The following is a 15,628-nucleotide window of genomic DNA, read 5'->3' on the forward strand; positions in this document are numbered from 1 at the left end:
TTTTATGTTATGGCGATATAATTTCATAGTTCTGTAGACCTGCAGATTGATTGCAAATCCTTTATAATAGATACTGAATGTGCTCATTTGGACAGCCTGCATGGAATCGGCAGCGCTGGAATATATTCTTTTATCGCTAGGTCCTGTCACGGATTTTATGGAGGTGTAATCTTTGATGAACTTACGTAAGTTTTCGATCCTCTCCATTCTTTTACTTGCCGTTCTCGTCGCACTCACTGCGTGCGGTAATCATCAACCGACAGCAAAAGAACGCATGGATGACTATGTTAAGGCATGGCAGAAACAAGATTTTTCCAAAATGTACGGCCTTCTCTCAAAACAATCGCAAAAAAGTGTCAAGAAATCCGATTTTATCGCTCGGTACAAACGTATTTATGAAGGTATTGAAGCCGGTAAAATGACAGCGACGGTGACCGATGGCAAGAAAAGCACTGACGGCGCTGTCCATCTTAATGCATCACTATCGACAGTCGCAGGTCCCGTGAAGTTTTCACAGAACATTCAATTGAAAAAAGAGAAGAGAAAAGACACAGCAAACTGGTACGTCAATTGGACGCCCAGTATGATTCTTCCTGGCATGAACGCAGACTCGAAAGTTCGTGTCGACACACTGCCTAGCACTCGTGGTGAAATTGTCGACCGCAACGGTAAGCCGTTGGCGATCAACGGCACAGCCGCGCGTATTGATCTTATTCCTGGAAAAATGGGTACGGACAGTGACAAGACTCAGACCATCCAGACTTTGACGAAGCTGCTTGGCGTCAGCAAAGAGCAGATCGATACCGCACTTGCAGCTTCCTGGGTTAAAGTTGACAGCCTTGTACCGATCACAACCGTTGATGCTACAAAAACAGACCTTATTAAAAAGGTTACTCAACTGCCTGGGGTCGTCAAAACCGACGTTAACAGCAGAGTATATCCGGATAATAATGCCAGTGCACATCTGATTGGTTATGTAGGAAATATGACAGCGGAGCTTCTGAAAAAGCATCCGAATGAAGGTTATAATGCGAACTCTGTGATTGGTAAAACAGGGCTCGAACTCCTATTCGAAAAACAACTCCGCCAGCGCGATGGTGCATCGATTATCCGGCTTGATTCGACCGGTGCTGAAGTGGGGACCATTGCCAAGAAAGAACCAGTCAACGGACAGAATATTCAACTGACGATCGACCGCAACGTTCAGGACGCCATGTACAGCCAGCTCAAAAAAGACGCAGGAACCGGTGTTGCGATTGATCCAAGAAATGGTGACATACTAGGCCTTGTCAGCGCACCCTCTTACAATCCCAATGATTTTGTCCTTGGCATGTCTTCCAGTGCTTATAAAAAACTGAGTGATGATCCAAAACAACCATTGTTGAATCGTTTTACGACCGCAACTGCTCCTGGTTCTACATTTAAAGCGTTAACCGCAGCCATTGCATTGACCCACAAATCTATCGATCCTAATCAAGCTGTAGCGATTAATGGGACAAAATGGCAGGCGAACAAATCTTGGGGCGATTATTATGTAACGCGGCTTGATCATGATCCTGAAGTGAATCTGCAAGAAGCGTTGTATCGCTCAGATAATATTTATTTCGCTCAAGCAGCGCTTAAGATTGGCGGATCAACGTTCGCAAGCGATGCTAAAAAGTTTGGTTTTGGCGAAACATTGCCGATACAATATCCGATGCGCAAATCTACGATCTCGAATAACGGCAAACTTGATAGCCAGACACTGCTCGCCAACTCAGGTTATGGGCAGGGCCAAGTCACTGTTAATCCGCTTCATTTGTCTTTAATCTATTCCGCCTTCGTTAATGATGGCAGCATGATTAAACCAAGGCTAATCAAAACAAACGATCCGCCAACTTTCTGGAAGAAAAATGTTATGTCACCAGAGATCGCACAACTGCTGAACAAAGACCTGATTGAAGTAGTTAACAACTCGGCGGGAACCGCTCATGATGCGAAGATCAACGGAATCACTCTAGCCGGAAAAACAGGTACACCTGAGTTCAAAAAGAAACAGGGAAAATCCGGACGTGAAAATGGCTGGTTTGTTGCTTACAATACAGATAATCCTCAATTAATGGTTACCATGGTCGTTGAAAATACGCAAAAACATGGTGGCAGCCACTATGTAACTCCGAAGGTTAAAAAAGTGTTTGAAGATGTGCTGAAGCCGTAACCAAACCGAGATTGAAGGGCTCTCGGTGCTTACAGCGTTTATCGATCAGTAAATATATCGATCACTTTCAAAATTTTATCGATCGTTTCCAAAAATATATCGATCAGTTTACTTTTCAGAGAGTAAAATTCTAGATAGATAGTAAGTTCTGGCTTGATTTCCCGCTTCAAAGCAATCGCATACTGATGAAGTAATGGCCAACAGCTAATTCAGATTTTAATAAAAACAAAAAAACCGGACAGGTTCGCTTCAATGAGAAGCGCCTGTCCGGTTTCTTAATATCTTGTTAAATCATTTTTGTTTTTACATAGTCAAGCACTTCTTCAGCCGTATCAAGGTTGAGGAATGCTTCTTTGTGTTTTGCCAATTCTTCTTTAGACAATTTCAGCAGCTGGCTTCTTGCCGGCAGAATTGAGGTTGCGCTCATGCTGAATTCATCAAGGCCAAGTGCGAGAAGAAGCGGAATAGCGGTAGCGTCGCCGGCCATTTCACCACACATACCAGCCCAGTGGCCTTCCTTATGGGCAGCGTCGATAATGTTGCTGATCAGTCGAAGAATGGATGGGTTGCATGGTTGATACAGGTAGGACACATGCTCGTTCATCCGGTCAGCAGCCATTGTGTATTGGATCAAGTCATTCGTACCAATACTGAAGAAGTCAGCTTCCTTAGCGAAACGGTCAGCAAGTACGGCAGCAGCTGGAATTTCCATCATCATGCCGACCTGAAGATCATCGGAAATCTTCGTTCCCGCAGCAACCAATTTTTCTTTTTCTTCAAGAAGAATGGCTTTGGCTTGACGAAATTCATCGATCGTCGCGATCATCGGGAACATAATCCGTAGTTTTCCATAGGCGCTCGCTCTTAGCAGGGCGCGTAACTGTGTACGGAAAATATCCTGACGTTCCAAGCAGAGACGGATTGCACGGAAGCCAAGAAATGGGTTCATTTCCTCAGGCAACGGCAGGTAAGAGAGCTTCTTGTCGCCACCGATATCCAATGTACGGATAACGACCGGCTTGTTCTCCATTTTTTCAAGAACTTCTTTATATGCGTCGAACTGTTCATCTTCTGTAGGGAGCTTGTCACGACCCATGTACAGGAATTCCGTACGATACAGGCCCACCGCTTCACCACCGTTGTTCAGCACGCCGGTAACGTCACCAGGATTACCAATGTTCGCTCCAAGAATAACGTGTGCATCGTCCTTCGTCTTTGTGGTTTCGTGCACAAGTTTCGCCCATTCTTCTTGCTGTTCTTTATAAGCAGCTTGCTTTGCCTGATATTCTTTCACTTCTTCTTCGCTCGGATCAAGGATCACTTCACCGTTCAGGCCGTCAATAATGGCTAGCTGACCTTCTTTTGCTTGAGCCATTACGGTCTTCGTACCTACAACAGCTGGGATTTCCATTGAACGCGACATAATCGCGGAGTGTGAAGTACGGCCGCCGATATCGGTTGCGAAGCCTTTTACATAGTTGCGATTTAACTGAGCAGTATCTGAAGGTGTCAAGTCTTCAGCAATAATCACGGTTTCTTCCGTGATGCTTGCAGGAGACGTAAACGAAACGCCTAGAAGATGGGCCAGAAGACGCTTGGACACATCGCGAACATCGGCTGCTCGTTCTCTCATGTATTCATTATCTGTCATGCTTTCAAACATTTGAATAAAGAAGCTGGACACATCGTCAAGAGCTGCTTCAGCGCTCAGGCTTTCATCATCAATTTTTGATGAGATTTGTCCGACAAATTCTGGATCGCTGAGGAACATCAGGTGTGCGGCGAATACTTCAGCCTTGTCTTTGCCCAGTTCTCTTTCGGCGGTTTCCTTAATGCTTGTCAATTCTTTAGTTGAAATTGCCAAAGCATCATTTAACTTTTTCTTTTCTGCTTCTTTATCGCTTACCGTGCTTCTTTCAAAAGAAAGATCCGGATTCTTCAGAATGAATGTTTTGGCAATAGCGATACCAGCGGAAGCAGCAATACCTGTAATCTTTTCTGACATGATTTTATTTCACCCAACCCTTCAGATATAAAAAGTTCAGCGATTCATGGAACCGCCCAGTAGTCTTCACACCTTAAGCAGCTCATTAGAATCCGGCTTCATGCTCGATCCCCACGGATCTGAGCTAATCGTTCAGAAGCCTCTCTGACGTTCATTCGCTCAGGCAAACACTCACCTTCCAGTCAGCGACATCCTCACAAAGTTTATCCATGGGTGTCATGAGCTGAACCGGTGTTCGGCCTACCTGCGTATTTGTTTTCCAGACTAAATTAAGAACTTGGAAAACGTAACAGTTATTATTATATCAAGAGTTTTTTTAAATTGAAAGCGACTACAATCATTTTACTTTATTTGTCATCATTTGTTGATAATCTATACAATGCCCTTAAATCGTTTATGCAATTTCCTTCTCTTCAAGAGGCTTCTTCCAAATGCCGTAGATAATTGCAGTTACAACCGTTCCGATAATAATAGCCAGTGCATAGAGTAATGGATTTCCGTTGCTGACGAGCGGAATAACAAACACGCCGCCATGCGGTGGGCGCAATCCAATACCGAACAGCAGTGAGAGTCCACCCGCCAATGCGGAACCAATTGTTGTTGAAACAACAACACGTAACGGATCAGCGGCTCCAAAAGGAATCGCTCCTTCTGAAATAAACGCAGCGCCAAGTACGTAGGCCACTTTTCCGGCGTCACGCTGAGCGCGATTGAATTTATGAGCGAATAATGTTGTTGCCAAAGCCATGCCCAGCGGAGGCACCATACCACCGGCCATAACTGCAGCCTGCGGATAAAAGTTTCCGGCACTGATCATCGCGATTCCGAATGTAAATGCGATTTTATTAAACGGGCCACCAAGATCAATACCCATCATGCCGCCTAGAATAAGACCAAGCAGTACAAGGTTGCCTGTGCCCATTCCACCAAGCCAATGGGTCATTGCATCCACGAAGATGCTGATCGGTTGGTTAATTAAGAACATTAATCCACCGGTAATGAAAATGCCGAGCAATGGGAAGATCAGAACAGGCTTTAATCCGTCTAGGGACTGTGGCCATTTTTGGAACGCCCATTTTATTAATTCAACAGTGTATCCAGCCAAGAATCCGGCAATCAAGCCGCCGAGGAATCCGGCGTTGCTTGTCAGCGCCATTAAACCGCCGACCATACCTGGAGCAAGACCCGGACGATCCGCAATACTCATCGCAATAAAGCCTGCCAAGATCGGGATCATTAAGTACATCGCATTCGCACTTCCGATAAAGCTGAGCAAACCGGCAAAGCTATGAACATCAGCGACATTCGTGACCGGTTTCAGTTCAATGCCCATAATCGATGCGATCATATAAGAAATAGCGATCAGAATACCGCCACCGACAACGAATGGCAGCATGTAGGTGACACCGTTCATCAGGTTCTTGTAAATATTGATTTTCTTTGCACCGGATGCATCTTCTTCAGCAGCTTGGGACTTGCTTCCGTCACCATGATAAACCGGAGCTTTACCCTCAAGTACTTGGTTAATCAGCTCTTCAGGTTTGCGAATACCGTCGGTAACCGGTGCTTGAACGAGCGGCTTGCCTTTGAATGGTTCAACATCAATTTTAATACTTGCGGCAACAATAATACCTTTAGCCTTTGCGATTTCATCGGCTTGGAGCTTGTTCTTGATACCGGTCGAACCGTTCGTTTGAACCTTGATCGACACACCCATTTCTTTTGCCTTTTGTTTCAGCGCGTCGGCAGCCATGTAGGTGTGAGCAATACCGGTCGGGCAGCCCGTTACAGCCAAAATTTCATAACCGTCAGTATTATTTTCTGCCGCTTTTTTCTCTTCAGCGGCTACATTTTCACTCGTCTCTTCTTGTTCATCGAACGCCGCGACAATTTCTTCAGGTGTTGCAACATTCAACAATTTCTCACGGAAGTCCGGTTTGATCAAGAAGGTCGAAAGTGTGGACAACGCTTCAAGGTGTGTCGCATTCGCGCCGTCTGTTGCAGCAATCATGAAAAACAAGTGTGCAGGTTGTCCATCCAAAGACTGGAAGTCGACGCCTTCCTTTGAACGTCCAAAAGCGATAGCAGCTTCTTTAACTGCTGCCGTTTTCGAGTGAGGGATAGCGACGCCGTCGCCAATTCCCGTCGTGCTTTGTTCTTCGCGCTTGTCCAGTGCAGCTCGGTATCCGGCAAGGTCGTTAAGCTTGCCCGCTTTGTCTAGCGTCGCTGCCAGCTCATCTAATACGTCTTTCTTGGTCGTGCTTTTCAAGTCCAAATTAACGGTCGCCGCCGTTAACAGGTCCGTCACTTTCATTATCTTTCCCATCCTCTCAATAAAAGGTTACCCAGTTGTTTATTTGGTGGCGGAATCCTGACGCTTTTTTATATCTATTTGCCCATCGTTCACTCCGGCCACATTGCTTTTTTTCAATTAGCTTTGTTAAATTTGTCGGTTGATTTTCGCTCCATGCACTCGCTGCTCCAGCAGAAGTCTCGCACATTCCGTTTCAATCAATAGAGTAGAAAAATCAACATTAAATAGTGCTGATCTCGATCTGTGGCAGCATTTCTTCAACTTTTTCTTTTGTACATAGGTCAACGGAGAAGGCAGTCGCGCTTCCTGATGCCGCGCCTTTTTGGAATGCCTTGCGGAAATCACCGCTTACCGCATATTCAGAAAGGAATCCGCCAACGAGTGAATCGCCTGCGCCTACTGAATTTTTTAGCACGCCTTTTGCAGGTGGAGCATAAAGGTATTCATCCTTATCTATGTAGATGGCTCCTTTGCCGCCCATTGAAACAATGACGTGATCAATACCTTTTTCAACGAGCTTCTTTCCATAGGTTTTCACTTCGTCAAAGGTATCAATCGTTACGCCGAAATATTCGCCGAGTTCATGATGATTCGGCTTAACCAAGAATGGTTTCGCATCAACGATCTCACGGAAAGCCTTGCCGCTCGTATCGACAACAACTTTGGCTCCGCTAGCGCTGACATGTTCCATCATTTCTTTGTAGATGGTTACAGGCAATGTGGCAGGAACACTTCCTGAGAGTACAAGAATATCTTCCGAAGTCAACGTTTCAAGTTTTGCAAAAAGAGCGTTCAATTGTTCATCAGTAATTTGAGGAGCAACACCATTAATTTCTGTTTCCGTGTCGCTTTTCAGCTTTACATTGATGCGGGTATCGCCATCAACCGGAACAAAATCTGCTTCAATGCCTTCTTCTGCTAGTTTACCTTTAATGAATTCTCCGGTGAAACCGCCGATGAACCCAAGACACTTGGAATCCTGTTCCAGATGCTTTAAGACTCTGGAGACATTGATGCCCTTGCCGCCAGGCATTTTTCGGTCGGCTTTGACATGGTTCAGTTCTCCAGCTCTAAAATTATCGACTTGTAAAAAGTAATCAATCGCCGGATTCAATGTGCATGTATAAATCACGAATGATCAGCCCCTAATCTAGAATTTTTATCTTATAATAAGTGGGTTTCTTACCGTGCTAAAAATAGAGAGCGGATTCATTGCAAAGATCGAGCAATTCTCTTGTATTGTCTGCCGCTTGACACAGTTCCATACAAGAGGTTCTATGATGATTCCGTTTCCCGAGGAATCGTTTGCATTATTCCTTAGTATTTAGCATACACCACGTAAAATATATCCCTCAAGATATTAATTATAAAGTGAAAAACATTCATTATCAATCAAATTAATTCATAAATAACCAACACTTGACGTTTTTTGACTGTTTTATGAACTGGTTTTCTTTTTTTCGCCGCAACAAAAGGGCGAAGCACCGAATGCTTCGCCCCAAATAATAGATCAGCGTTGCTTTGCTATTAAATCGTGTACGCCAAAATCCACAACGTACCTGCAACGACGGCAAAAGCGACGTAGATACCAAAGATAATGCCAATGATCTGATGTACCGGCTCTGTCCCTTCGGTAACATGCATGAACATAAACAACTGGATAAAGGCCTGAAAAATTGCCAGACCAACAATAATCGTTAACGTGACATGTACCGGGAGCGATAATCCAACGGCAATCCACAACGCAAGTACTGTCAAGGCAAGTGAAATGAACAAACCAATCACTTGCTTCCATGGAAATCCAGCATGCTCCTGCTTCGTCATCTGACTTTGATTTTCGCTCATATTAGATCACCCACCCTGTCAAATAAACGGCTGTGAAGATGAAAATCCAGACAACATCAAGAAAGTGCCAGTAAAGGCCGACCATAAATGCTTTTCTTGCAGTTACCGGTGTGATTCCCCGTTTCGCAAGCTGCAGCAAAATGCCGATGATCCAGACAATACCTAGCGATACGTGACATCCATGTGTCCCAAGGAGGACAAAGAAGCCTGAAAGGAAAGCGCTTCTTGAAAGCGTCGCGCCTTCATGCACCGCATAAGTATAAAATTCATTCGCCTCAAGGCCGACAAATACAAGGCCAAGAAGTATCGTAACGATCAGCCAAGCAATCAGTCCTTTTGTATTGTGACGACGCAGTTCTATCGTACTTAAACCGCATGTAAAACTGCTGACCAGCAGGACAATCGTTTCAGCCATCACCGGTCCGATTTCAAACAAGTCCTTCGCAGTCGGCCCCCCCGCCGTGTGGCTCTGCAGCACAAGATAGGTACCGAACAAAGTGCCGAACAGCACTAATTCAGCTGCAAGGAAGATCCAAAATCCGACAATCCGCAAATCGCCTTCCTCTTTTGAATACTCAATAGGCAAACTGCTTTTGTCTCTTTCATGAAGACGCAATACTGAATCAGTCATCAGGATAACCTCCCCGTAGCAGCCTCAGTCCGCTTAATCTCATCAATTGAAATATAATGATGATCGTTGTATACAAAAGAGCGTGCAATCATGCAGGCGATCACGCCGATTAAACCTGGAATACCCATCCAATACCATTCGAATACAAACCCAAATCCGGCAACAAACATAAATGATGCCATAATCACTGGAATTCCTGTATTATTCGGCATATGGATCGGTTCATATGGCTTAGAAGATTTCGCTAAACCTTTTTCCTTTTCTTCCTTCATTGCAGTAAATGCATCGCGAGTGGAGACTTCCGGAATGTGGGCAAAATTATATTCAGGCGCAGGTGAAGCAGTCACCCATTCCAAAGTACGACCGCCCCATGGATCGCCGGTTGTATCTTTTTTGCCATAAAATGCGCTCCAGATAATATTCCATGCCATAAGCGCGAACCCAACGCCCATTCCAACCGCGCCTATCGTCATGACCACATTGATTGGTGTCCAGCCTAGGCCAGCGGGATAAGTGTACATGCGACGCGTCATTCCCATTAAGCCAAGGAAGTACATCGGCATGAAACAAACATTAAAGGAGATCATAAAGATCCAGAATGACCACTTGCCCTTTCTTTCATCGAGCAGGTAGCCAAACATCTTAGGCCACCAGTAATGAAGACCACAGAAGATGCCAAACACCGTGCCTGCGATCAACGTGCTGTGGAAGTGTGCCACAAGAAAATAGCTGTTGTGGTATTGATAATCAGCAGGCGCCATCGCCAGCATGACGCCTGTAACGCCGCCAATAGTAAAGTTCGGTATAAATGCCAATGCCCAAAGCATCGGTGTTGTGAACTGAATTCGGCCCTTATTCAACGTAAAGAGCCAGTTGAAAATTTTCACACCGGTTGGAATGGCGATCAGCATCGTAGATATCGAGAAAAACGCGTTGACCGGTGCTGTATTTCCCATTGTGAAAAAGTGGTGCAGCCATGTGATGAAACTGAGCACCGATATCGCAATCATTGACCAGACCATAACCGCGTAACCGAATAAGGTCTTATGAGCAAAGGTCGCAATAACCTCGGAAAAAATACCAAAGACCGGCAACAGTACAATATATACTTCAGGATGGCCCCAGAACCAGAACAGATTGGCCCAAAGCATTGGCGACCCGCCTGCTGCAATCGTGAAAAAGTGCGCACCAAACAGTCGGTCGATCGTCATCAATGCAAGGGCAACTGTAAAGGCAGGAAATGCAAAGACAACAATGACAGACGTAATCAAGACGGACCAGGTAAACATAGGCATCTTGAACAGCGTCATGCCCGGTGCACGCATTTTAAGAATGGTCACCAGGAAATTGATTCCTGTAGCCAATGAGCCGATTCCTGAAATCTGTACACCTATTAAATAATAGTTTTGTCCAACACCGGGATTCAATTCCGCGCCGGCATACGGAGCATAGCTCGACCAGCCGGCATCCGGAGAACCGCCGATGACAAACGAAAGATTGAAAAGCATCGCCCCAACAAAAAAGAACCAGAAGCTGAGCGCATTTAAGAACGGATAAGCAACATCACGCGCACCGATCTGAAGCGGCACTGCAATATTCATCAATCCAAAAATAAATGGCATCGCAACAAAAATGATCATGATCGTACCATGCGTTGTAAATACCTGATTGTAATGTTCTGCATCAAGAAAATGCATATTTGGCAGTGTCAGCTGCGCGCGCATCATCAGGGCATCGATGCCGCCTCGGAATAGCATAAGCAATGCTGCAATAATATACATAATACCAATTCGCTTATGATCGACCGTAGTCAGCCACTCTTCCCACAGCCACTTCCATTTTTTAAAGTACGTGAGAACAGCGACAATGCCGATAGAGACCAAAGCAATTGATGCATCGGCGCCATAAATCATTGGATCACCGGTAACAAAAAACCATCCCATAAACGACTTAATGGAATCAATCATTGTGATGTCCCCCTTTCCCGTCGTTTTTCATATCCATCCCATGCATGGAGTCCGTTTCAATTGGTTTACCTGCCATGAGCGCATCCATTTGTGCTTTGTTTAAATCTTTTGCAACAATTTCCGGATATGAGGAAAAAGTCAATGTTTGAGGTTTATCTAACACGTTAGGCTCCAATAGTTGCATGTATTTGACATGCGTCAGTGCCGGCTTATTCGCCTTTACATCTTTAACCCAGCTATCAAAATAATCCGCCGATCTCGACATAACTGTAAACGTCATGTGTGCAAAGCCACGTCCCGAATAATTTGAGCTCCTGCCCGAATAATTACCAGGCTTATCAGCCTGCAGCCACAAGTTCATCGGCATATCGGTCATTGTGTATTGTTGACCGCCAAGCTCAGGTACCCAAAACGCATTCATTGCATCGTAAGCATGAAGTCGGAATTTGACCGGTGTCCCTGCAGGAATCACCACGTAATTGACAGTCTCAATTTTCTGACCAGGATAACGGAAAAGCCATTTCCACTGAACAGACGTGACATCAATAGTGAGCGTTTTGCCTGCAGTCTGAGCAGGTGCCGCCGTTGCTTTTGGCGGATGGCTCAGCGCAAACAGCGTTTTTACCGTTGGTACGGCTAACAGTACACAAATGACAACCGGAACAATCATCCAAATAATTTCCAGTTTCCGGTTGCCTGTGTCATTAGGATCAAATCCTTTGCTATTCTTGCGGCCAAATCGTGCGAGCACATAAACAAACAATATAAGTACTATTGCGAGAACCAGGCTCATCATGATTAGCGACCAGATAATCAAGTGGTATTGTGATCGTGCCACGGGGCCTTGAGGATTAAGCACAGCAATTTTATCTGAACAGCCTGCAATCATGGGTAGAACCAGCAAGAGAAAAGCCGGTTTTATAATTGTTTTTAAATTCTTCACGTTTTCTCTTCCTCCCCTCTATTTCTCTGTTCCGCATCTTGCACAAAGTAAACATCCACATTATAGCATAAACTTTTAATTATAACTTTAATAAAATATCATTAAAGTGATGTTTGTTACAAAGTATTGTTGTTTCAACCAATAACATGATTTGTAGATTTTCGTCCACCTATTGTTCACCATATATTCACATTATAAACGAAACTCGCCCTTACATAAAGCGCTTACATTCATTTGAATGATCGTTAAAGGTACTGTTAGCTGATCAGCAAATACACGAATACACCGCGATTTTAGCCTTAGACACACGTATCTCATTTAGCCAAGAACAATCTATTATACGCAAAAAATCCGAAAAGCGAACAAATCGCGTTTCGGATTTTTATTATAAAGATTCAGCAAATTATCGTGTAAAGCAGTGATAGATCCGTCCTATCATTATATATACTTTCCAGGAATCAACAGGTGCTGTCCCGGATAAATAAGCGTTGACGACAGATTATTTGCTTTCATTATTTTATTTACCGTGACACCGTGGAGCGTCGCAATTTCCCATAGGCTGTCGCCTTTCTTTACTTGATAGGCACCTTCAGATTTTGAAGACTGGTTAGCTGCCACTGAATAGGAGGTCTGCGTTACCTGATTAGTAGAAGGCGCGGCTGAAGCAGACAGTTTCAATGTTTGTCCAGGATAAATCACATCTGATTTTAAACTGTTCGCAGATTTTAAAGCACTTACCGACATACCATTTTTGTTAGCAATTGCCCACAAGCTGTCTCCGCTTTTTACAGTGTAAACTGATCCGGAAGTTTGCTGGCTGCTTGGTGCTGAACTTGGTGCAGATGGCTCCGCTGGTTCTGTCTTTGGCGCAGAAGAAGGGGACGCGGTTGACTCACCCGAAAGCTTCAGTACCTGACCTGGATAAATTGTATAAGACTTCAAGCCATTAAGAGATTTCAATTTGGAAACAGAGAGGCCATTTCTGTTGCCGATCGCCCACAAGCTGTCACCGCTTTTCACCGTATAGGTCTTTGCCGATGAATTAGCCCCGGACGGTTGCGAAGATTGAGCTGGTTGCGCTTGTTCCGGCGTTTTGTTTTCCTGAACCGGAGCAGTGACGCTGCTTCCTGTTTCCACGATCCGTCGAGCTGTTTTAAACCTTGGTTCCCAGTATGTTTGCGAACCGCCCCCGCTAAACACATTTGCGATATGTACACCAACTGTAATCTCCGAACTAATCATTTGTCCGTTGCCGATATATATACCAACGTGATGAATACCGCCGTCGCCTGTTGTATCGAAGAATAGCAAGTCTCCGGGCTGTAGTTGATCTTTGGACACCTGGATTCCAACATTCGCTTGTTCAGCTGAGCTTCTTGGCAAAGAAACATTCATGACCTTGCTGTACATAAGTTGTGTAAATGACGAACAATCAAACACGGATTCAGAAAAGGAGGGTGCGCCATAAGCATACGGTTTGCCCTGATAAGCTAGTGCCTGATTGACGACATCCTGACCGGATGCAGCTAAGGCCTGTTGGCCGGTTGCCGAGAAAACGAGTCCTCCTACAATTGCAGCAGGAACAATGATTTTTTTCATAAAAAAACCGCCTCCTAAAATCCTGCTAAATGTTTGAATGGTAATCTATGTTTATGAACTGGGGCTCTTCTAAATTATTATAGCAGGTGAATCCAAGTTGTTACTAAAACTCTAAACAAATGTTTGTAAATAAATGATTAATCTTTCATGGCATGACCGTTTCGCTAATTTGCACGTTTATCGTTTCAAGCTGTTCAATCAGACGCTCAGCGGTTAACGGTCGGGCAAACAAGTAACCTTGCGCTAGCGCGCAATTTGTTTGTTTCAGAAACTGAACATGTTCAACGGTCTCAACACCCTCAGCAACGACCTGGAGATCCAATTCATTCGCCAGTGCAACGATCATTCTGACAAGTGCCACGTCATGCTGATCATGACGGTTGCCGCGTATAAAAGATTGATCAATCTTAAGTTGACTCAACGGCAACTGCTTCAAATAGTTCAATGAATTATAGCCCGTTCCGAAGTCATCTATGCTAATACTTACGCCAAGCTCTTCAAGTGCCTGCAGCTTCTGCGACATAACAAATAAATCAGCACCCGCCGTTTCGGTGATCTCAAGTTGAAGGCGTTCTGCCGGCAGATCAGCGTCGAGAAGGACCGACTGAACAAGTGTTACCAAATTTTCCTGAACGAGCTGACGGGGGGATAGATTAACCGAGACATTAAAGGGGTAACCTTGCTCATTCCACTGCTTTGTTTGCCGGCAAGCTGTCCTGAGCACCCATTCTCCAATTTCTTCAATAAGCCCCAGCTCTTCTGCCATGGGTATAAAAACCCCAGGAGAGATCACACCGCGCACTGGATGGATCCAGCGAATAAGTGCCTCAGAACCAACGACCCTCCCGGCTTTCAGGTCAATTTGCGGCTGATAATGCAGCGTAAATTCATTGCGTTTCACCGCATGGCGCAAATCCATTTCAAGTTCCAGCCGCTTTCTTAAAGCGTTTAAGATACCGGGATTATAAAACTCATACTTACCGCGACTGTTCTTCTTAGCATAATGGATGGCGGCGATTGCGCATTGAATCAGCTTGCTTCCGGTATCCGCATCTTCAGGAAAGAAACTGACACCCATGGTAACGGACTCATACCAAGGTCTATCGTGTAGGTGGATGGGTGCTGTGAACGTGTTCATGATGCGCTTAATATGCATCTTAATGTCTGCCCTTGTCCTATTCTTGAACAGAATGGCAAACTCATCACCCCTATAGTGATAGACACGGTCTCCTTCGCATTCTTTCAGACGTTTTGCCGCTTCCTGAAGGAGCTTGTCTCCTGCCTCTCTGCCAATAGTGTCGTTTACTCTGTTCAAGCTATCAATATCGACAAACACTAATGCAAGAGAAAGCGCGGGATTTTCAACCGTTTCGTGTTCGAGCCGTTTACGCAAGGCGACGCTGCCGGGAAGTTCGGTTACCGGGTCAATCAGGCTCTCTTTGTCTGTCTCGCTCTTCAAATAAGCGCGTTCTTCAACATCTGCAGTACCTACATAATGGCTGTGCTGTCCATCGATTCGCTGGCATTTTACAATTAGGGAGATGCGTGAACCGTCCCCTCTGATCACAACAAGCCGATCCTCAATTTCCTGCTTTTTCCCTTCTCTCAACTGCCTGATCAATAACGCAGTATCCTCTAAGTTTTGAAGGGAAACGACATCCTGCCACTTCATCTGCTTCAAAGTTTCGGCCGAATATCCGGTCAATTCACAAAGCCGGTCATTGACGTAAATAAATGCGTCGGCTTTTATGATATAAGCGCCAATATGCAAGCTATCGGTAATTTTTCTAATGTTTTTTTCACTTTCTTCTTTAATCCGTAATCTCTGGATGTGAAAAAACATCAGTAAAGAAACTAAGCAAAGGAGAATAGCCAGAATCGCCGCAACGATAATCAGCCATTCGCTGTTAACAGACATTGAAGAAAGCACCTGATTCTCACATCCAAACCTGCTAATACAAATTAGCGACAATAATCTATATCTTATTTATCGGTTAGCATATCTTGCTATTTAATGACGAACTGTAAATTTCTCAAAAAGATTTACTATAACTCACTTGGCCTCTTCAGTAAATATAAGACGTTGACATAGTTTTTTCATGGTTTACTCATTATAATAAATTAAAA

General features: G+C 44.6%; 10 protein-coding genes. 1 reads left to right on the forward strand and 9 read right to left on the reverse strand.

What is annotated here, in order from left to right; genetic code table 11:
- Positions 1-175: 175 nt before the first annotated feature.
- On the forward strand, positions 176-2,197 hold the full coding sequence (locus P343_RS27650; protein ID WP_023510076.1) for a penicillin-binding transpeptidase domain-containing protein: 2,022 nt from the start codon (positions 176-178) through the stop codon (positions 2,195-2,197).
- Positions 2,198-2,483: 286 nt separating this feature from the next.
- Here P343_RS27650 and ptsP read toward each other — a convergent pair whose 3' ends face one another.
- The 9 genes from ptsP to P343_RS27695 form a co-directional block, all read right to left on the reverse strand.
- Positions 2,484-4,202: a phosphoenolpyruvate--protein phosphotransferase gene (gene ptsP / locus P343_RS27655; RefSeq protein ID WP_023510077.1), complete on the reverse strand. Its 1,719-nt coding sequence runs from the start codon at positions 4,200-4,202 to the stop codon at positions 2,484-2,486.
- Positions 4,203-4,596: 394 nt separating this feature from the next.
- A complete protein-coding gene (locus P343_RS27660) occupies positions 4,597-6,516 on the reverse strand; it encodes a PTS fructose transporter subunit IIABC (protein ID WP_023510078.1) in 1,920 nt (639 codons plus the stop codon).
- A 220-nt stretch (positions 6,517-6,736) separates the two neighbouring features.
- Positions 6,737-7,648, reverse strand: a complete 912-nt coding sequence (pfkB, locus tag P343_RS27665) for a 1-phosphofructokinase (protein ID WP_023510079.1) — start codon at positions 7,646-7,648, stop codon at positions 6,737-6,739.
- A gap of 395 nt (positions 7,649-8,043) precedes the next feature.
- The gene (gene qoxD / locus P343_RS27670) at positions 8,044-8,361 is read right to left on the reverse strand and encodes a cytochrome aa3 quinol oxidase subunit IV (protein ID WP_023510080.1); all 318 of its coding nucleotides are present in this window, start codon (positions 8,359-8,361) and stop codon (positions 8,044-8,046) included.
- Position 8,362: 1 nt separating this feature from the next.
- On the reverse strand, positions 8,363-8,992 hold the full coding sequence (qoxC, locus tag P343_RS27675; RefSeq protein WP_023510081.1) for a cytochrome aa3 quinol oxidase subunit III: 630 nt from the start codon (positions 8,990-8,992) through the stop codon (positions 8,363-8,365).
- Entirely contained in the window at positions 8,992-10,935 is a 1,944-nt protein-coding gene (gene qoxB / locus P343_RS27680) for a cytochrome aa3 quinol oxidase subunit I (protein WP_031263907.1), read from the reverse strand. The genes qoxC and qoxB overlap by 1 nt, the downstream gene beginning before the upstream one ends.
- A gap of 16 nt (positions 10,936-10,951) precedes the next feature.
- Positions 10,952-11,902, reverse strand: a complete 951-nt coding sequence (qoxA, locus tag P343_RS27685; protein WP_023510083.1) for a cytochrome aa3 quinol oxidase subunit II — start codon at positions 11,900-11,902, stop codon at positions 10,952-10,954.
- Positions 11,903-12,340: 438 nt separating this feature from the next.
- A complete protein-coding gene (locus P343_RS27690) occupies positions 12,341-13,501 on the reverse strand; it encodes a LysM peptidoglycan-binding domain-containing protein (protein WP_023510084.1) in 1,161 nt (386 codons plus the stop codon).
- 145 nt (positions 13,502-13,646) lie between these two features.
- Positions 13,647-15,419 carry a putative bifunctional diguanylate cyclase/phosphodiesterase gene (locus P343_RS27695; RefSeq protein ID WP_023510085.1) on the reverse strand — a complete coding sequence of 591 codons (1,773 nt, stop codon included), beginning with the start codon at positions 15,417-15,419 and terminating at the stop codon, positions 13,647-13,649.
- Positions 15,420-15,628: the final 209 nt, after the last annotated feature.

The organism is Sporolactobacillus laevolacticus DSM 442, from assembly GCF_000497245.1.
GTDB classification, from domain to species: domain Bacteria; phylum Bacillota; class Bacilli; order Bacillales; family Sporolactobacillaceae; genus Sporolactobacillus; species Sporolactobacillus laevolacticus.

What these genes read in the sequence shown, in the direction of transcription:
- P343_RS27690 (WP_023510084.1), bottom strand. Translation starts at nt 13,501, where the DNA reads ATGAAAAAAATCATTGTTCCTGCTGCAATTGTAGGAGGACTCGTTTTC.
- P343_RS27650 (WP_023510076.1), top strand. Translation starts at nt 176, where the DNA reads ATGAACTTACGTAAGTTTTCGATCCTCTCCATTCTTTTACTTGCCGTT.
- qoxC (WP_023510081.1), bottom strand. Translation starts at nt 8,992, where the DNA reads ATGACTGATTCAGTATTGCGTCTTCATGAAAGAGACAAAAGCAGTTTG.
- P343_RS27660 (WP_023510078.1), bottom strand. Translation starts at nt 6,516, where the DNA reads ATGAAAGTGACGGACCTGTTAACGGCGGCGACCGTTAATTTGGACTTG.
- qoxB (WP_031263907.1), bottom strand. Translation starts at nt 10,935, where the DNA reads ATGGGATGGTTTTTTGTTACCGGTGATCCAATGATTTATGGCGCCGAT.
- P343_RS27695 (WP_023510085.1), bottom strand. Translation starts at nt 15,419, where the DNA reads ATGTCTGTTAACAGCGAATGGCTGATTATCGTTGCGGCGATTCTGGCT.
- qoxD (WP_023510080.1), bottom strand. Translation starts at nt 8,361, where the DNA reads ATGAGCGAAAATCAAAGTCAGATGACGAAGCAGGAGCATGCTGGATTT.
- ptsP (WP_023510077.1), bottom strand. Translation starts at nt 4,202, where the DNA reads ATGTCAGAAAAGATTACAGGTATTGCTGCTTCCGCTGGTATCGCTATT.